The organism is Photobacterium sp. GJ3, assembly GCF_018199995.1.
Lineage (GTDB): Bacteria > Pseudomonadota > Gammaproteobacteria > Enterobacterales > Vibrionaceae > Photobacterium.
Genome location: NZ_CP073579.1, coordinates 1,019,388 through 1,038,277 on the forward strand (window position 1 = coordinate 1,019,388; position 18,890 = coordinate 1,038,277).

14 protein-coding genes are annotated in these 18,890 nt (G+C 49.6%); 10 read left to right on the plus strand and 4 right to left on the minus strand.

From position 1 onward, the window contains the following. Positions 1 to 189: 189 nt before the first annotated feature. Entirely contained in the window at positions 190 to 1,458 is a 1,269-nt protein-coding gene (locus KDD30_RS21585; RefSeq protein ID WP_211646538.1) for an IS4 family transposase, read from the minus strand. A 270-nt stretch (positions 1,459 to 1,728) separates the two neighbouring features. On the opposite strand from KDD30_RS21585, the gene KDD30_RS21590 reads away from it, so the two are divergent. From KDD30_RS21590 to KDD30_RS21635, 10 genes are all read left to right on the plus strand, one after another. Continuing rightward, on the plus strand, positions 1,729 to 1,962 hold the full coding sequence (locus tag KDD30_RS21590) for a hypothetical protein (protein ID WP_211650607.1): 234 nt from the start codon (positions 1,729 to 1,731) through the stop codon (positions 1,960 to 1,962). A 639-nt stretch (positions 1,963 to 2,601) separates the two neighbouring features. After that, positions 2,602 to 3,654, plus strand: a complete 1,053-nt coding sequence (locus tag KDD30_RS21595) for an SGNH/GDSL hydrolase family protein (RefSeq protein WP_211650609.1) — start codon at positions 2,602 to 2,604, stop codon at positions 3,652 to 3,654. Between the two features lie 323 nt (positions 3,655 to 3,977). Beyond that, positions 3,978 to 6,068: an iron-containing redox enzyme family protein gene (locus KDD30_RS21600; protein ID WP_211650614.1), complete on the plus strand. Its 2,091-nt coding sequence runs from the start codon at positions 3,978 to 3,980 to the stop codon at positions 6,066 to 6,068. Next, on the plus strand, positions 6,061 to 7,890 hold the full coding sequence (locus KDD30_RS21605; RefSeq protein ID WP_211650615.1) for a carbamoyltransferase: 1,830 nt from the start codon (positions 6,061 to 6,063) through the stop codon (positions 7,888 to 7,890). Before KDD30_RS21600 ends, KDD30_RS21605 begins: the two co-directional genes overlap by 8 nt. A gap of 24 nt (positions 7,891 to 7,914) precedes the next feature. Continuing rightward, entirely contained in the window at positions 7,915 to 8,115 is a 201-nt protein-coding gene (locus KDD30_RS21610) for a hypothetical protein (protein WP_211650616.1), read from the plus strand. Between the two features lie 16 nt (positions 8,116 to 8,131). After that, positions 8,132 to 9,502, plus strand: coding sequence for an aspartate aminotransferase family protein (locus KDD30_RS21615; RefSeq protein ID WP_211650617.1), 1,371 nt, complete (start codon positions 8,132 to 8,134; stop codon positions 9,500 to 9,502). Then, positions 9,499 to 10,089, plus strand: a complete 591-nt coding sequence (locus KDD30_RS21620) for a formyltransferase family protein (protein WP_211650618.1) — start codon at positions 9,499 to 9,501, stop codon at positions 10,087 to 10,089. The genes KDD30_RS21615 and KDD30_RS21620 overlap by 4 nt, the downstream gene beginning before the upstream one ends. A gap of 31 nt (positions 10,090 to 10,120) precedes the next feature. Beyond that, complete coding sequence (locus KDD30_RS21625; protein ID WP_211650619.1) at positions 10,121 to 10,807, plus strand: LysE family translocator; 687 nt, start codon at positions 10,121 to 10,123, stop codon at positions 10,805 to 10,807. 75 nt (positions 10,808 to 10,882) lie between these two features. After that, complete coding sequence (locus KDD30_RS21630) at positions 10,883 to 11,587, plus strand: AzlC family ABC transporter permease (protein WP_211650620.1); 705 nt, start codon at positions 10,883 to 10,885, stop codon at positions 11,585 to 11,587. Next, positions 11,577 to 11,912: a branched-chain amino acid transporter permease gene (locus KDD30_RS21635; RefSeq protein ID WP_211650621.1), complete on the plus strand. Its 336-nt coding sequence runs from the start codon at positions 11,577 to 11,579 to the stop codon at positions 11,910 to 11,912. Before KDD30_RS21630 ends, KDD30_RS21635 begins: the two co-directional genes overlap by 11 nt. A gap of 269 nt (positions 11,913 to 12,181) precedes the next feature. Here the strand turns inward: KDD30_RS21635 and KDD30_RS21640 are convergent, their stop codons facing one another. From KDD30_RS21640 to KDD30_RS21650, 3 genes are read right to left on the minus strand one after another with little or no spacing between them, the layout of a single operon-like run. Next, positions 12,182 to 13,264: a toxic anion resistance protein gene (locus tag KDD30_RS21640; protein WP_211650622.1), complete on the minus strand. Its 1,083-nt coding sequence runs from the start codon at positions 13,262 to 13,264 to the stop codon at positions 12,182 to 12,184. A gap of 12 nt (positions 13,265 to 13,276) precedes the next feature. After that, positions 13,277 to 13,978: a phospholipase D-like domain-containing protein gene (locus KDD30_RS21645; protein WP_211650626.1), complete on the minus strand. Its 702-nt coding sequence runs from the start codon at positions 13,976 to 13,978 to the stop codon at positions 13,277 to 13,279. Next, positions 13,975 to 18,846 carry a DNA repair ATPase gene (locus KDD30_RS21650; RefSeq protein ID WP_211650627.1) on the minus strand — a complete coding sequence of 1,624 codons (4,872 nt, stop codon included), beginning with the start codon at positions 18,844 to 18,846 and terminating at the stop codon, positions 13,975 to 13,977. Before KDD30_RS21650 ends, KDD30_RS21645 begins: the two co-directional genes overlap by 4 nt. Positions 18,847 to 18,890 lie beyond the last annotated feature (44 nt).

Consider the following 18,890-nt stretch of genomic DNA (forward strand, 5'->3'; position numbering starts at 1 on the left):
TCCATTCCCTCACCTTCATAGAAATAAAATGCCCTGTATATACGCCAATGCAAGCACAGATAATGCCTATAACCCAATTTTCAATGCTCATAACTGATTCCGTTTAAATTTATAGGTTCAATGGAAACTTCTAATTATCTATCAAACATCGCTTGGAACTGATGTTAAGAGATAGTCATAGACAGGACCTTAAGCATTAAGCTTTTCATAAATTCCATCTAAGGTTCTGTCTTTCTTGGATTTTCTCTGAGCTGCTTTGCGAGCATTCATTGATATATATACCATAGCCCATTCCAGTCGCCCTGATATTTCAGACCTTGCTTGGTGCATCAAGCTTTCCAATATTGGAAGTAGCCAAACATCAACATTTTTTGCCGCTTTTAATACAGATACTGACGGCAGGCTGGTTATGGCAATACTTCGCCGAACAATCAGCGCTAGCAAACTGGCCCAAATCAGCCCCTCAGCAATGGCTTTTTGTGCCGTTACAAAACGACGCCAATTCGTATGCGACTTTAACTCCTTGAATAGCAACTCAATTTGCCATCGGCACCGATAGAGCGCCATGATATCGTCTGCTGAAAATTGTGATGTCGGCAAGTTTGTCAACCACAGACAAAAACGCTTTTCTTCAGCGAACCATCGACGCACCACCCGGAACTCGTACTTTCCTCGCTTGCATCTCAGGTCAAGAACTTCGGAGCGGTTAGTTTTTCGGCTAATATCCTTGAGTTTCATATCTATTAATCTTGGTAAACGCCGACCATTGCCATTGTGGGCACTAACAATTGTTGGGTTCAGTGATTTACCGCCACGGACGATAAAATGGCCGTTATGACGAGAAAGTTGCTCGAAATAGCTAAAATCCACATAGCCAGCATCGGCTAAAAGCAATTTTTTCTCTAGGTTGCCAGGTGTGGGCAAGTACGTCCGCTCAGATGCTGTATCTGCCGTTACTGTCATCGTTTTTGGTGACTGGTCAAACAGCGACATGGTCATATGACATTCAATCGCAGCAGGATAGTTTTTGAAGCGGCTTGGAAAAACCTCACGAAGTCCGTCGTGAACTCGAAAAGAACTGCCATCCTGCAGAATAACATCGTCGAAATGAGATAAATTTGCTGGCATTGAACGCGAACTCTTCTGGAACAGCTGAACTATTGCAAATTTGACCAGCTCTTTCATAAAGTCGGCAAAACTATCTTTTCGCAACTGGTTATGAAAAGGCTTATAAGCCACATTTTGCTTTTCACTCAGACACATCCCGTTGAACTGGCGATGAAGGTCGGCAATGGCGTGGCAATTGCCCTTGCTCAAAGCCGCGAGAAGGCTGAGTACCAATTGTTGAGGCTGAATTGCTCTGGCCCGCTGAGTAAAACCACACTTTCTTGCAGTTTTTTCGAGAAAACTGGCATCGAAGAATTGCACCAGTTGCTTTTTTAAAGAGATAATCGTCATCGGCTTCACGGTTGATTCTGGTTGTTTGTTTGGCGACGATTATCAGATCATAAGTGAAGCCTTTTTTCTATCTAAAATATGGGGTTAGAGCTAAAGATCCTGTCTATGAAGAGATAGTTATATCTATTGGCAAGGACGAAACTTGGAATAATTCACTTATGTTATCACTTCGTTTAGACTTACCTTTCTTGAAACCGCTTTAGTAATGACAAGAAATAGTGGAAGTTCGAAGGCGGAAAGCAATACCACCGCCAGTCAGAAATCCACGGCGTGTACAGAGAGCAGGCCCAGGGCGGTATCTCGACCCCTTCGGGTCTGGATGCGATCTTCATTTTCACCGGTGACGGTGGTGAAAAGCATGGCTATGCCGACGACTTCGGCGACGATGGCATTTTCTACTACACCGGCGAAGGCCAGGAAGGCGACATGGAAATGGTACGCGGAAACAAGGCCATTTTGAACAACATGAAAGATGGCCGCACCACTCATACCTTCAAATGCTGACGGATTAAAAATCTCTATCAAGTTCAAAGAGTATGTTGCCGCCGATCGCCGTCCCCAACTCGCCTTCCTGAACGTTTGATATTCAATGTAAGGAGTCAGCCTAAGGAATGGTAACGTGATCAAAGACAGAATTGATCAGATGGCAAGAGAAATGGGCATCTCCCTTGGCACTCAAATTGCCCGGTAAAATCTATTCCAATTTCCGCCAACGACGTCTGTCGGTCGATATCAATTTTTTGCTCGACGTTGGCAATAGATGTTTCTTCTATCGCCAGAACCTTCCACTTTTGAACCCAAAACCACTCTGATTTTTTATGGATTATCCAATGATGTCGGTATTCAACCATCAGACTGAAATTTCATAGAAGACCAAAATATTATATAAACCAAGAAACACATTCATAAAACACCAGGATTGATTCATTAAGCCCATTTTTACATGGATAAATATACGAATAACAACAATTAATTTACACCAAAAATTACAACAGAAACGTAGCAGCATTTTTCTGTCTTCTACGTTGACAGAATCAGAGGGATTGACTAGCTTTACCGTGCAATCTGGCGCAGTGCACTGATTTTAGTTCTGTGTCAGTTATCAAAAATACGAGCCAAATCAAAAGAAAAGAGACAAGGATCATGTCACATATCGAGCGCTATACGCCACATATGTCAGCTTATGCTGATGATTTTGCCGACTCTGGCAATATCAACTGGATGCCTTACTTAATGTATTTTCATCCCTATAACTACTGCTCGGCAGTGGTAAATACGGATCAGTTTGGCTTTCGATATTCAGAAGTAAACAATCAGAAATATGCTGTCGGCGATATCGATCCCGAGCAGCCAGTCAGATTAATTGCAGGCAGTTCAACCGTTTTCGGGATAGGTGCCAGCCAGGATCGCTATACGCTGGCGTCGCTGATGAGCAAATATGACCCCAGAGACGAGCCTTGGCTCAATTTCGGCGGCCGCAGCTTCAACTCCACGCAGGAATTGATTTTATTCACATTAAATCGCCACCGCCTGAAGCACGTCAAAGAAATCGTATTATTCTCTGGCTTTAATGATCTCGGTCTTGCCCGCTTGCCTGCTTCTCTGCGTATGGAACATGGCGCATTTTTTATGTGTCGTGATTTTTTCGATGCCTTCAAGCAGAAAAAAAATTCTGGATTCAGTTCATGGTTTGGAAAATCAGACGACGGCCCGGATGAAAATATTCCTACACTAGATGAACAAATGGATTATGCCGTGTCGCTCACCACAAGACATATCGCAAGCTGGAACGCACTGGCGAAGGATATGGGTGCAACATTAACCTTTGTACTTCAACCGCTTGCAAACTGGGTGCGCGAGAATTGTTCGAAAGAAGAACAAGATATTTTCTCTGAACTGGAAGCCAGGGGAAATTTTGAGGAAATGTATGGCGACATTCTTTCTAAAGATGTCTGCCAGAAGTACGCCGATGAAATTGAAAAAGAAACCCGTCGTCTGGGTGTTCGATTTATCAATTTTTCACCCATCCTTGATGCAGCAATAACGTCAGATGACTGGTTGTTTGTTGATAGAATTCATTTCACTGACACTGGTCATGATATTGTATCAAGATTACTTTTGAATGAATTAACAAAGCGAGAGACAGCTGATGAAGAAATTCATGAAAAAAATCAAGAGCATGTTTTCGAGAGATAAATCAGGCAAAAGAAAGAACAAAAATAAGAAAAAGGATGCTTCGATCTATCCGATGTTTTAAAACCCGCCTGATTGCTCTGATACACAGGGTGCAGGGTGATTTTGTCGTATCAGACTGGATTGAATACGACGAAATCACCTGATTGAGAGTCACTGAATTCACGAGTCACACCATGTTCGGGATAAGGGAGTTCTGACCAGTGTTCTGGAAAAACACGTTTCAATATGTCATCTATCCGGAAATATATTTAGATCAGCAGAATATCTGTGAACAACTGGAAAAGCTGAAGAGCGAGACATCCGACTGTTTCAGGTGGACAGATATGCCTGCGACTTCGCTGACGGTTGTCGAACAACAGATAGATGAACACCTTTCCCGCTTACAGTCCTTATGGCAGGCAGATCTGAGCAAACTGGCAGCAGAGGAAACGCAGATTTCTGAGATAGTCATTCAGTCTGCCCCGCTCGCTGCTTCGCTTGGAGTGTGGCTGCAAGGTCTCAGTGCGCCCGGCGTATTTGAAGATCAAAATATGCTGGCTTGCCTCAGCCTGCTCGCAGATGACTTTGGCGGTGGCACCGCTTTGCACAGTCGAAAAGACTGCTTTGAAACCCTTGGCAAACATCTGGGCATACGCGATTACTCCACGCAGAGCCATCACCTGATCACCCGTCCGGATATTGGTGATGCCATGTATTGTTTTCCATCTTTACTCTTGATGCTGAGTCGTCGCAGTGATGCATTCATTCCCGAACTGATCGGAATCGACTACATCATGCGCTCTATGGGCATTGTGCCTGCATGGCAAGCACTCAAAGCAGCATGCCCCCAGCATGATCTCGGTTTTCTGGATCTGAGCCTTCCCCTGACCCAGGAGATTCCGGATCAGCAGTCTCCTGTCAATGTATCCCGACAATTGATCACCGAATTTTCCCGCAATCCTGCGCACTGGCAACGTATTCAAGCAGGATTCAGCATTGCGCTCAATGGTTTGTACCAGTGGCATCAGGCATTATTCAAGCAGCTTCAGGCTCGTCAGGATCCGGCGTTTGCGATGGCAACTCTGATTCAGAACAAAGCGCAGGCGGCGGCAGTCTATCACCATGACTTCCCTCTGGAAGGAAAGCCATTGTCGGATTGGTTTGAAGATGCAGTGACAGATCCGATTCCGCTTTTAAATGTCCTGGCCCGCTCACGTCTGATCCGGCCCGGAAAGCCAGAAAAAAGTCCGCTGATTCAACAGCTCATTCAATATGGCGGCCCGATGTTCCGGATATTCGATGACGCTGAAGTTCATGTGATCCGGCGTTGGATTCTGAGTTTACCTGCAACAAAAACGCCCGAAAACGGGCTTCACTCAAGCTTGGGCTTCGCCGCTGAAGAACTGACAGCGCATTTCAAACCTTCCCATCATGTCACCGTTGCACAGGGTGATGAACATCAAGGGCAGGCTCCCCAGAGTATCCGTCAGGCTTATCATCTGCTGCAAGGCCGCGCACTGACACCCGTGTTGTCTGCATTTGTTACCGACTACATTGAGTTCTGGCTGACCCGAGCTGCTGGCTCGCTTGATCAGACACCGCGTTCCCTGCCTCGGATTTATCAGCCCGGCATGTTGAAAGCGTGGTTGCTGAACACCCATGCGCAGCAGAGTCATGCTGCCGGTGAGATGGATGACGAGTCGATTCCAGAGCGAGAAACCGTCATCGAACAGACACTGCAGCTTGCGCCGCTGACCCTGATTGATGGTTCCTGGTTACAGGGATTTACGGACATCCAGCTTGCAACCAGTCGCTATGGTGCGCGGCTCTTTAAAACCTACTGGGATGAATTAGGTAACGGAATGTATGCGATCAACCATCCGAAGGTTTACCGGGATGTATTACGCGCGATGGCAATTGAATTGCCTGCAACGGGAAGCCAGGCTTTCGCTTTTGATGAGCGTTTCCAGGACGCCTCATTTTATTTGCCCGTTTACTGGTTATGCCTCGGAAAAAAAGCAATCTCCTATTTACCTGAAATATTGGGAATGAATCTGGCCATGGAGCTTTCGGGGGTTGGCGGCAGTTATATGAATGCCAGCCGTTTTCTGCATCATCACGGCTTTCCATCCACATTTGTTGATCTTCATAACACCATCGATAACGTTTCCACCGGGCATTCAGCCTGGGCTGCGGAATCGATCGATGACTTTATGAGCCAGTATCTGCATCAGGAAGCTGCAGAAACACTCTGGCAGCGTATTCGGGTTGGTTACGAGTCACTTGCGCCGATTGTGAAGCATGCCGATGCGCTCAACTTTTTTGACCACACCACTGACCCGTCAGACATTACGGATGAAAAGACTCAGAACGGGTTGCTTCATCATCATGAACTGAATCGGACACCCAAGGCAAAGGAGCAGGTGTATGCCTGAGTACCACTTAGGAATTTCAGCATTCTATCACGACAGCGCAGCCGCATTGGTTTGTGATGGTATACCGGTTGCGGCAGCACAGCAGGAACGCTTCAGCCGTATTCGTCATGACTCAGGCTTCCCTGCCGATGCAATTCGTTACTGCCTGCAGGAAGCGGGGATCACATTCGATGACCTGACCTCCGTCAGCTATTACGAAAATCCCAAAATGAAATTTCGGCGGGTGCTTGATTCTTTTGCACATGCCGGGCCCAAAGGGTTCGATTCGTTTATGCGGGTGATCCCGCAATGGCTTCAGTGGAAATATCAGGTTCTGGATAAAGTTGATTTACAGTTGAAAGCACTGGCGCTGGGAACAGCGCCACCTGCGCAGGCCAATGATCATCACCGCTCACACGCGGCCTCCGCCTTTTTTCCGTCCCCTTTTGAAAATGCAGCAATACTCTGTATCGACAGTGTCGGCGAATATCACACAACATCTGTCTGGCATGGCCAAGGTGACCAGCTCACGCTCGTGAATTCCATCTCTTATCCCCACTCTCTCGGGCTGCTTTACTCTGCGATGACGTATTTTTGCGGATTCAAGGTCGATTCCGGTGAGTACAAACTCATGGGGCTGGCACCTTACGGCACCCCGCTGTACGCAGATATCATCAAAGAACACCTCATCTTTTTACGGGAAGACGGTTCATTTTCACTGAACCTGACATATTTTGAATTCATGTTCGGCAAACAGATGGTCGGTGAAAAATTTGCCCAACTGTTCGGTGGTCCGGCAAGAGAAGCAGAATCGCCTCTCACACAAAGGGAGTGCGATCTGGCCGCTTCCGTTCAGGTCGTCATTGAAGAAGCCGTGATGGGGCTCGCTCAAACCGCCCGCCAACTCACCGGAGAAGAAAATTTATGCCTCGCCGGGGGTGTGGCGCTCAATTGCGTGTCGAATGGCCGGTTGTCCCGCGCCGGACTGTTCTCTGAAATCTGGGTACAGCCTGCCGCCGGTGATGCTGGATGTGCGCTGGGGAGCGCGCTGGATGCCAGTATCAAACGTTCCGGACGCCAGTACGCACATGCTTTAAAAGTCAGTGACTTAATGCAAGGTGCTTATCTGGGCCCCGGCTTCTCAGACGACGAAATCGCCGCTTTCCTGAATCAGCATCACTACCCTTTTCAGCACTTGCCTGAGGAAGCGCTGCTCAAAGCAGTCAGTGGACATCTCAGCAGCGGTGCGGTAATTGGCTGGTTTCAGGGACGCATGGAATTTGGGCCCAGGGCGTTGGGTGCCCGGTCAATCATTGGTGACCCGCGGAATCAGGAAATGCAAAAGACCATGAATTTAAAAATTAAATATCGTGAGTCTTTTCGCCCGTTCGCACCGTCAATTTTACAAGATGATGCCAAACAGTATTTTGAGATGTCTGACGACAGCCCTTACATGCTGATGGTTTCCGATGTACAGAAAGAACTGCGTCAGACGGACAAAATCAACCGTTCTCTCGGCTCGATTGACGAATGCCGGTCATCCTTGCCAGCGATCACCCACGTCGATATGTCGGCCCGGGTTCAGACCGTCTCAGAAGAACGAAACGGAAAATATGCCCGTCTGCTGAAGCAGTTCCGGGAAGATTCCGGGTGCCCGGTTGTCGTCAATACCTCGTTTAATGTCCGGGGTGAACCCATCGTCTGCACACCAGAGGAAGCATACCGGTGTTTTATGCGAACCGAAATGGATGTGCTTGTTCTCGGGAATTGCCTGCTGCTGAAGACCGAACAGCCCCCTTTTGAAGAAAATGTGGACTGGCGTCGTGACATTCCTCTGGACTGACATGAATCAATAAAGGAATAAACCATGATGAAATTTCTGTGTTTGATCAGTTACCTGTTCATTTTTCTGCCGGTGTGGGCAGTTTCGGCTCTCCTGGGAACCGGACGATTTAACCGGCGCTTCCACCAGCGCCACTCCACCTGGGACAAACCGATCACCCTGAAGCGTCAGGCAACAGAGGCGGTTTCCTTCAAGCGTGCAGTTTCGGGTCAGACAAACCAATAGCAGATCACAGGTATTTATGACTTACGTAATCAATAAAAAGCTGAATGAAAGACCGATCCTGCTGTCTGGCGGTGATGGCGTCTGGCTGCAGGATGCTGCAGGCAACAAAATCCTGGATACCTGTGGCGGCGTCGCGGTTTCGAGCCTGGGTCATTGTCATCCGAAAATGATACAGGCAATGAAAGAGCACGCTCACATGCTGTCCTGGGCCCATGCCGGCAGTTTTACGACGCACGCTGCTGAAGCATTGGGAGAGTTTCTTGTTGAGCGCTCCGGAGGTCTGGGAAAAATTCAGTTCTTGTCCGGCGGTTCCGAAGCGGTTGAAGTCGCCATGAAGGCGGCTTATCAGTATCACTGTGAAAACGGTCAGCCTTCCCGGACTCAATTTATCAGCCGACGCCAGAGTTATCACGGCAGTACATTCGGTGCACTGGCACTGTCTGGCAATCTGGAAAGACAATCCATTTTCACGCCATTGCTGAGTCAAACCGAGTTTGTTTCTCCCTGTTATGCCTATCGTGATCAACGGGCAGATGAAAGCGATGAACAATATGTCCATCGTCTGGCTCACGAGCTGGAGTCTCGAATCCAGTCGATTGGGGCGGAGAACGTTGCTGCTTTTATCGCGGAGCCAGTCGTCGGTTCAACGAACGGTGCCGTTCCTGCGGTAAAAGGCTATCTTCGGGCAATGAAAGCGGTCTGTGAGCGTCATGGCGTATTACTGATGCTGGATGATGTGATGTCCGGCATGGGACGAACCGGCTATTTGTTCGCGCACCTTGAAGACGATGTACAGCCGGACATTGTTGTGATCGGCAAAGGGCTTGCCGCCGGATATCAGCCAATATCGGCTTATCTGCTTTCAGACACGATTCATGATGTGCTCGCTCAGGGTTCCGGGATTTTGCGTAACGGTCAAACGCATGTGAACCATCCGTTTGCCTGCCAGATTGCACTCAGCGCCCAGCAGATATTGGAAGAAGAGGATCTGCTGGCCAATGTTCGGGACCGAGGCGTTCAGATGCGGCAACTTTTTCAGGATGCTTTATCAGATTTTGAATATCTGGGGGACATCCGCGGACGCGGTCTGTTTACCGGACTTGAGTTTGTGGGCGACAGGCAGGAACAGTCTCCGCTGAACGGTGGCGCTGAGTTTGTCAGTGTCTTAAAACAAACCGCTTTCGAGATGAATTTACTGATATATCCGGGGAGTGGTACCGTCGATGGTGTCCACGGCAATCATCTTTTATTTGCGCCGCCATTCATCGCCTCTTCACAGGATATCGAAACAATGGTCGGAAAAGTGGCTCATTTATTCAACCGACTCCGTCCGAATTTTGCAGCTTGGGCTGAATCATTCAATGAAACAGGGAGCGTGAAATCATGAAATGTCAGGATAAAATTTTGCTGTCTGTGGTGGATATGGACTGGTGTCATTACGGGGTTGAATACACGAAAACTTTATTCAGCCATGTGGAAGTCCTGTGTTGGGATACAGGTGATCCCTATCCTTCACAAGTGGATGACTGGGAAGGTGACTGGATCATCTCTTATCGGGGCGATTTCATTTTTGGCGAGCACATTTTCCGGCGCGCCAGAAAAGGGGCGATTAATCTGCATCCGGCTCCCCCGCGCTACCGTGGACTGGGCAGCCAGCACTATGCCATTGATTCCGGCGAGAAAACCTATGGTTCGACCTGCCACCATTTAGCGTCGTCGGTGGATTCCGGCCAGATTATCCATGTGAATGAATTTCAGATTGCAGAGCACGAAACAGCGAGCAGTCTCAGAATGAAAGTCGGGGCCAATTGTCTGTCCCAGTACATGATGTTACTGACTGACTATATCAGTCGGGGGAAACCGCTGCCCAAGTCGGAACAGCAGTGGGGAGACCGGCTTTACCGGCAGTCTGAGATTGACCGCTGGCTGGAAGAAAAAATGTCGCAGGATCCGGCACATCGCTGCCTGATCTGAATCGAACGCTATACAACATATAGGAGAGACGATGGAAAGTCTTCTGCCCGTTCTGATTGCTTATTCGACTTATTGTATCGGTACCCTATCCCCGGGACCGGCGAATCTGGCGATCATGGGGACTTCAATGGCATCCGGACGCTCAGCCGGGCTGGCGATCGCTTTCGGCGTCATTACCGGATCGGTCATGTGGGGCGTGATTGCTGCGTTCGGATTGGGGACGGCAGTCCATCGCTCTGTCGAGTTGTTTAATTTACTCAAAGTTCTGGGCGGCACCTACCTGCTTTGGCTGGCCTATCTTTCTCTGAAAACGGTCTTGTCTGCCCGCTCGGGTTCAGAAGCGGCGGCTTCCGTGAATCCGGAGGTGCAATCCACCAGCCCGGAAGTCCAGCAGAAACACCCGGTGAATCGACTGGGAAGGCATTATTTAAGAGGGCTGGGCATTCATTTAACCAACCCGAAAGCCATGGTTGTATGGCTTGCTGTCATCAGCACAGGTATGAATGCCAATTCAAGCAGTGTCACGCCTTCATGGATTGTTCTGGGATGTGCTGTGCTGGGGATTCTCATTTTTTCATTTTATGCCTTAGCTTTTTCAACGCCGAAAATGATGGCCTATTATGTTCAGAAAAAAACGCTGATCAGCCTGTTTATGGCCGTCATGTTCTTTATCGCTGCAGTCACAATCTATGTGGATGTGCTGAGGGCATTCGATTAGTCATTCAAATGCGGTGCGTTCTCCTCAAAGCGCGCTTTCTTTGCTCACAACATTGTTTTTCAATCAGGTTCAGATGTGAATATTCAACAGTTTTACTTTATTTTTAAATTAACAATCCCCGTGGCCATGGCCTATGTTCCTTTGGGTCTGGCATTGGGTGTCTTTATGGTTTCAAGTGGTATCCAATGGTTCTGGGCCCCGCTCTCTGCACTGATCATTTTTGCAGGCTCGATTGAATTTCTGGCCGTCAGTTTCATCATCTCCGGCCTGCCTCTGGCTGCTATCGCCTGGACGACACTGATTGTGAACTTTCGTCATCTGTTCTACGGGCTGTCATTCCCCCTCTCTTCATTCAGTTCCCGCTGGCAAAAAATTTATGGCATTTACGCATTAACCGATGAAACCTATGGCATCACCTCCGCAGGTGCGGGCCAAAAACTCCGGGATTCAGAGATCACATTACTGCAGGTGATCAGCCATTTATGGTGGGTGGGTGGCGCACTGTTCGGTGCCTTTGTCGGGACGATTATCCCACCGGAGATCAAAGGATTTGAATTTGCGCTCACAGCCATGTTTGTGACCCTTGCCGTTGATGCCGTCCGTCACCACCGGGAGAACCAGTTGATTCTTTACGCCGTGATTTCCAGTGTCGCAGGGATACTGTCTGAGCGTTATATTGCCGAACATTCATTCCTAGCAACGGGCCTGATTTGTTATCTGATCCTGATCAGCAAAGACTATAAAACTGAGTGTAAAGAGGTGCTCGTCCATGATTCCTGATCATCACGTTCTGACGACAATTTTAACCATTACAGCCGTGACCTTGTTATTACGTGCATTGCCCTTCGTACTAATGGACGTCTTAGCAAAAAGCCAATATCTGAAATTTATCGGTCAGAAAATGCCTGTGGGTGTGATGATATTATTAGTCGTCTATACATTCATTCATATTGACTTCACGGTTGCGCCTTACGGATTACCGCAGATCATCTCAACACTTCTGGCCGCTGTGCTGTATTGGTTCCTGAATAACGCGCTGGCGGCAATCAGTGTTGGCCTGGCCGCTTACCTGATGTTCGTGAATGATTTGACCTGGTGGACCTGAAAGCCAGTGCTTGAGCTGGTTCGGCTGTTGCCTTTGCGCTGACAAAGGCAACGCTGTCTAAATCCATTGCAATGTTTCTCCTGCATCACCGATTTACAGACACTGAACTTCAGTATTCTGCTCAAGCTTACATCTGATCAGAATCATGCAATCGTCAGATGGAAGAAACACAACCGTCAGCATTGGAATCAAACACAGCAAGCTGGAACCCCTGCGAAAAAAAAACGGCAGCAAGCGCTGCCGTTCCAATTGGTTCGCGATTGGGTGCATCAATCCAGCGTCTGCTGCAACGCCACTTTCAATTCTTGCTCGGCTTTCGCAATCACTTTTTCGGCCTGCTCACGTTGCTGACGACCTTCTTTCACGCGGGATAAAGTGTTATGCAGCGTTTCAATCGTCAACTGGTTTACTGCCTGCAAAGATTCAAGATCCAGAATGCCGCGCTGGTAGTTCTCAGCAATCTGTTCTTCAAGCACTTTCAGATGCTCAGCGTTTTTCACGTACTGTTTGTTGGTGTAATCCTTCACAGTCCGGGTGACTTTTAACGCTTTTTCTTTCTCGTAATTGGAAATCGCAATCAGGAACTGACGTTTCCACAGCGGAAAAGTGTTGTGGACGATATCCTGAATATCTTCCATCAGCATCTTATTGCCTTCCTGCGACAAACGAATCTGTGGTGCCGTCTGTACGGCAGCAAGCCGGGTGAGCTCCAGATTGTGAACCCGTTTTTCCAACCGGGCAACGGCCTGACTGGCATCACGATACTTCTGAGCTTCCAGCGCATCACCAGACTGCTCTGAAGCCGCCTGCAACGCGGGCAGCACATCAGCATGCAACTGGCTGATTTTGTACTTTCCGGCAGCAATATACTGCTCCAGACCTTTCAGCAAAGTCAGGTTGTTATCGTACAGACCATCCAGCTGCGTGATATCGTGTGCCAGCTTCACTTCCTGCGCTTCCAGCTGTTGAGACAGCAGTTCAAGCTGCTGCTTCACGGAATCAAAACTGCGGGAGAACTTCTTGAATGAGTCAAACAACTCACCAATCAGCGGCAGATTCGCCAGAAAGCTGTTGCCTTTGAGCTGATCAAACGCAGCGCTGTCCATCGATTCCACCATAGATTGCAGAATATCTCCGGCATCACCGGTGTCACGAACTCGGACCTGCTCCAGGACGTTATCCGAGAACGCAGTGATTTCCTCCAGTGCTTCTTTCCCGAAAGTGATGGTCGCGACAGTATCAAATGGATCGAAGCTGTCTGACAACGCAACGATTTCAGGTGTGACTTCCAGTGTACCGGCAGTGTTCACAACGCCCGCAGGCGGAGAATCCGGGTTCACAATGCCATTCATGTAAGCGGCTCCTTAAGGCTGATGACAGGGAAAACGCTGCCAGAGTGCTTCAAACTGCTGCTCAAACGCAGTCAGAAAACGGCGGTCATCCGTCAGCGTGATGTCTTCCTGATTGTATCTGGACGCACTCCGTGTCCAGTTGAAGCTGCCGTTGATCAGGCGGGTGCCATCAAACACAGCAAACTTATGATGCATGTGATAAGGCGTTGTATCAATTTTCACAGCCACACCTTTGCGTGCCAGATAATCAATATCGCTGCCTGCATCATTGATCTTGTCGTTATCTGTGATCACGCGCACCTGCACACCGCGCTCATGAGCTGCCAGAATATGTTTGGTCAGTTCATCATCCGCAATGGTAAACACACAGATATCAATCTTGCTTCGAGCCTGACGCAACTGCTCAATAATGCCGGCCGCACAAGTACGGCCCGGGGAAAACCAGCTGCTTGCCACTTCTGCCGTGGCCGCGCTGCGGGTGTTATCCAGCACTTTCACCACCCGTTCCAGCCAGCGAAGTACAGCAAGGGACTCTGTCCCTTCCTGTATTGCCTGTTGTGCGAGTTTAAAGCTCTGATTACGCAAAAAAGATCGCTCATCATCCGACAGACCCACTTCCACCAGCGAAGCCTGCAATTCCCGGCGCTCGCTGTCATCCAGCCGGCCATCTTCAAGCGACGCTTTCAGCCAGTCGAGCCACTGTTGCTGATTCATTCCAGATCCTCCAGTTTGGCAGGCTGAGCAAACCGTGCGATGTGCTGATTCAGCATCGCCAGTTGCTGAACTACTTGTCCTGCCCGGTCACTTTCATCACCCATCATTTGCTTGCGCTGATAAGCCTGCTTGATGTCTTCCCAGCGAACTTTCTGTTCGGCGGTCATATTGCCGCGCAGTTCAGCCAGCTTCAGCAGGTTCTCTTCGGTGCCATTGGCCAACGTCTGCGCTTCACCCTGATAATGATCCTGAAGCAAGGTATTCAGCTCATCATCCGTCATCACGGAAGCGATCTTCTCAGCCAGTTTGTTCATGTTCCGGTAAGAACCCTGCAGCTTGAACGGCGGTTCAACGCGGTAATCATCTGCCGTTGCTGCCGACAGAATGTACTGCTGGTTCACCTTCAGAACGGTCTGCTGAACGAGCATGAGTTTCTGCAGCGTTGCCACAATCTCGTTGGCTTCTGTTGAAGAATACGAATGTGACATATCACTGAGTGCGACGCCGTCACCCTGAGCCATTTTCACGAAGCGATACAGATCGTTGAGATCCCGTGTTGCCAGGGGTGCCAGAACCGGGTTGGAGGTCAGCGAGTTCTCAATGAAGCTCAGTTCAAAGGCATATTGCTGATCCGACAACATGTCACCCAGGTTGTAGATATCCGCACGGTTGGCCAGCATATCCGGAATCCGGAAGGCTTCACCAGTTTCGGTATACGGGTTTCCGGCCATGACCACAGCGAACTTCTTACCGCGCATGTCATAGGTTTTGGTTTTCCCCTGCCAGGTCCCTTCAATCCGTCGCGTCCCATCACAGAGTGAAATGAATTTCTGCAACAGTTCCGGGCTGGTGTGCTGAATATCATCCAGATACAGCAACACGTTATTGCCCATTTCAAAGGCCAGATTGATCTTCTCGATTTCACGGGCAGAGTTCTGATCAGGCGCATCGGCCGGATCCAGAGAGGTGACCTGATGACCAATCGACGGACCGTTGATCTTCATGAATACAAGTCCCAGCTTATGCGCCACGTATTCAATCAGGGTCGTTTTACCGTAGCCCGGCGGAGAAATCAGCAGCAGCATCCCCATCAGGTCCGTCCGTTTCTTATCACCGACGGTGCCCATCTGTTTGGCAAAGTTATCGCCAATCAGATGCAGATAGCTATCGCTGATCAGCTTGTTTCGGACGAAAGACGTCAGCGGACGCGGTTTGAACTCGCTCAGTCTGAATTGCTCTTTGGCCTGATTCAGCAACGCGGTCCGCTGGTTCAGATAAGCTTCAAACTGAGGCACCACGACGCTGCGGTGATGTTCGCTTCGCTGAATGAAATCATCCAGAACCAGTGTCAGCTTGCCTTCCTGAACCCGATCGTGTTCACCCAACAAGCCCTCAACCGGACAAGCCAGTGAGAAGTCCACCGGACTCAACAGCCGATCGGAATGCGTTTTACACACCGCAATCGCGGCGGCTTCCACCACAAACGGCTGACCGTATGATTTCTGGGCCGTATAAGCCAGCAGCCATTGCTGATGATCCGCAAATGCAGTATCCAGCGCCTGTTGCTCGCCTGCCCAGCCCAGGCTGCGACGGAATTGCAGATAATCTTCACTCAGCTCAAATGCATCCTGACTGACTTCAATCCGCCCATCCGTGCCAGCCAGCAGTCGGATCAGGTAACCACTGCTTTCCATCGCAGCCTGTCCCTCAAGCGATGCCGCCAGTGTCTGCTGAAGTGACAGGAATGCCTCAGCTGAATTCAGATGCTCTTTCAGCAACTGCGCATTTTTAGCTTCCTGCTGCCAGCGATGCAGATCGGATTCTTCCTGCTTCATCAGCCACAGCAGCGCCGTTGCACGTGCCTGCTGGCTGAAACGCAGCAACCCGGCCTGTTCAAAGGTCGGGAGCACCTGTTGCAGAATCAGGGCTGCATCATGGTCATGAATCCCTTTGACATACCCTTCTTTGTAGCGCGGCGCTGCAAAACGCTGAACCCGTGTCAGCAGTGACTTGTCCCGCCCAGCCTGATACAGCTGATCCAACGACAGATCCTCGGTTTTATTCATGGCACTGTGCAGGATCAGATACGCCAGATACTCGCCACGATAAACTGCGTCGCTTTCAGAGGAAACGTCCAGTCGTGCAATATTTTGTAACGCCAGAAAGGTTTCATCCTCGATTGGCTGATAAAAATCCGTGCCCGAAATATGCGTACACAGTTGCTTTTGATACTCGACCAGACTCAGATCCAACGCCTGCTGGTTCACACTGAATTTGTGACGCCCAAGCCGCAGCACTTTGCCGCCGTCTTCGAAAATATCCTGATTATCCCGCAGCGCACGCAGGGATTGATCCTGCAGAGATTTCAGCTTGGCATCCAGGCTATCGGCCTTGACGCTGTCGCCCAGATCACGAATCGACTGCGACAACTGATGCAGCTTCAGCACCATCGCATCCGTGGCGAAATAGCTGTTCAGCGCCTTCACATCATCAAAACGGGACACCCGTTTTTCGATGCTGCCCATGGTGACATTGGCTGCCTGCATCAGGTTCTGAACCCGACGCTGTTGTGCTGAAATCAACTGCTGTTTGTGATTATCCAGCGTAGACTGAATTTCATCGCGCTTGGCGTAAATCTCAACCAGGAACTGATCGAAATCTGCAAACCGGGATTCCAGTTTGTCCAGCTGACCCACCAGCTTCGCCAGCTGGGTATCACACTCATCTGGCGTCGTCGCCTGCTCCATCGCACTGCTGACCGATTGACCCAAGAGTTTGAACTGGGCACTGAACTCAGCCTGAGCCTCGTTACTTTGCAGACTCTGCGATTTATTTCTCAGTTTGGCCGAAGCCGCGTTCAGTAACGACGAGACTTCCGTGGTTAAATCCAGAATCCGGGTCGACTGCGTCGGATCATCGGTTTCAATATCGGTCACTTCTTCAGAAACCAGCTGCAAGTCTGCACGCAGGGTTTCCACCTGCTGCTGAAGTTCCTGAATTTCTGCGGTTTTGCTGACCTCAGTTAACGCGGCTTCAATGTCGTGAATCTGCTGCTTAAACGGCTGATACGCTTTTTCTTCCTGCAACAATGCCAGCAACTGTTGGTTGAGCTGTTCACGATTGTTTTGCAGGTTGTCCAGCAGCGCATCCACACTGTCGGTGTCCATGTAATGTTGCTGACGCAGCGCCATGGTCGCCCCGACCTGAGCTTTCAGATCAGACAGCAGCGACAGCAGCACATTCGCCTGCTCTTTCGGCGCCAGTTTGATCTTCGCGATTAAGTCCGTCACAACCTGCTGATGCTCTGCCAGGCTTGCTTCAGCATGACGTTGCATCTGAAGGACTTTGGCAAACTCATCAATGATCTTGTTTGCTGTGTCCATCAGGCTGTTGATCACATCGCCCATGCCCAACGCATAGTTGTGATTCAGCCAGTGATAATGATCCAGTGTGCTCTGACACTCTTTCAGCAAGACTTCAAACGCAGCCTGAGTGACTTCCTCCGATTGAGCCAGCTGACAGATCGACAACACCGACGACAATGCACGCACCAGCTCTGCGTTACCCAGATTAAACAGCGGACTGCCGCTGTCGGCATTGGCATTTTGCGCGGCATAATGTTCCGGCGTGGAAAACGGCGTATCCCAGATCCGGAGCGGATGAATGGTGGACGCTTCGGCATTTTCAGACAACTGGAACACCAGCATCCGGCCATCGGGGTACAAACTGAAACCATGGCTTTCCAGCGGCGCCGCAAACTTCTTCTCAATCATGTTGTAGGTAAAGCCAACATAATGGCCTTCCATCATGTTGAAGAAGAAGTAAAGGATATCTTCGCCATTTGGCGAGGCAATTTTCTGGAAGAACTTCAGATGCTGCCACGGCATGTCGAACTGCTTGCTTTCGCCGTTTGCCAGCACAAAACCATGGGAGTAAAGCACACCATGATCTTCCGGCAGGGCTTTGGCACTGAGTCCGAGTGCATCGGCGCGGGTGACCGACTGATTGATCGGGTTATAGATAAAATAGCGCGCGTTTTTTTCCCGGTGCGGTTTGATCTTTAACGCGATCAGATCGCCAAGCAAGGCATACTCAATCAATGCATCGGACACACTCTGATGCGGATCTTCCACCGCTTCACTGTAGATCCCTTTGCCATCGTCCGTGTTATCTTCCACTTTGATGGTCAGATCACCGCCGATACATTCGACAAACAATTTATCGCGGATCGACACATGCGGATGAGCCCCGGCAATCTGATCGTCGCGGGTCGTCATGATCCAATCAAAATCGTGTTGCTGGACACTTTCCAGCTGTTTGTTCCCCAGCGAATCAATGTATTCAACAGAGTTGGCATTGAGCTGGAAACGGAAAACCTTGCGGTCTTCCGGGCGCATCCCGATCTGGAATGCGATATACAGAATGCTTTCCTGACGGGAGATCTGTGTCAGACGTGCATCGCTGTAATACGTAAAGAGTTCGGTGAATTCGTGCAGGAAGCGGGCATCCGTCAGGAAGCTGCCTTCTAACGGTAGAGGTTCGATCCGGAAGGTGCCGTCTTGTTCGTGCAGCTGATATAAGCCAAAGACATCCTGAAGAGACGGCAATGCTTTCAGGCCCACATGCACCTGATAGCCAAATAAAAGTTGCTGATTGACCTGCGCCATGTCGATTGGAATCGAACGGGCTTCGGTCTGGACATTCGCCTTACCGACGAGCTGGCTTTCGGTGCCGCCAAAAATCGACTGACGATTCTGATTAAAGGTTTGAGACAGGGACTTAAGCTGTTTGCCTTGCTGAAATAGCCTGGATTTCAGTATTTCGTACGCCCCGCCCTCGCTCACTGCTTGTTGCGTTGTTTCGGACATGCAATTACCTAATAAATCCCGCCTCGGAAGAGGCGGGAAGTGTG

Coding starts and splice junctions, on each gene's coding strand:
- KDD30_RS21640 (WP_211650622.1), bottom strand. CDS start 13,264: ATGAATGGCATTGTGAACCCGGATTCTCCGCCTGCGGGCGTTGTGAAC.
- KDD30_RS21650 (WP_211650627.1), bottom strand. CDS start 18,846: ATGTCCGAAACAACGCAACAAGCAGTGAGCGAGGGCGGGGCGTACGAA.
- KDD30_RS21585 (WP_211646538.1), bottom strand. CDS start 1,458: ATGACGATTATCTCTTTAAAAAAGCAACTGGTGCAATTCTTCGATGCC.
- KDD30_RS21610 (WP_211650616.1), top strand. CDS start 7,915: ATGATGAAATTTCTGTGTTTGATCAGTTACCTGTTCATTTTTCTGCCG.
- KDD30_RS21645 (WP_211650626.1), bottom strand. CDS start 13,978: ATGAATCAGCAACAGTGGCTCGACTGGCTGAAAGCGTCGCTTGAAGAT.
- KDD30_RS21605 (WP_211650615.1), top strand. CDS start 6,061: ATGCCTGAGTACCACTTAGGAATTTCAGCATTCTATCACGACAGCGCA.
- KDD30_RS21620 (WP_211650618.1), top strand. CDS start 9,499: ATGAAATGTCAGGATAAAATTTTGCTGTCTGTGGTGGATATGGACTGG.
- KDD30_RS21615 (WP_211650617.1), top strand. CDS start 8,132: ATGACTTACGTAATCAATAAAAAGCTGAATGAAAGACCGATCCTGCTG.
- KDD30_RS21600 (WP_211650614.1), top strand. CDS start 3,978: ATGCCTGCGACTTCGCTGACGGTTGTCGAACAACAGATAGATGAACAC.
- KDD30_RS21635 (WP_211650621.1), top strand. CDS start 11,577: ATGATTCCTGATCATCACGTTCTGACGACAATTTTAACCATTACAGCC.
- KDD30_RS21625 (WP_211650619.1), top strand. CDS start 10,121: ATGGAAAGTCTTCTGCCCGTTCTGATTGCTTATTCGACTTATTGTATC.
- KDD30_RS21595 (WP_211650609.1), top strand. CDS start 2,602: ATGTCACATATCGAGCGCTATACGCCACATATGTCAGCTTATGCTGAT.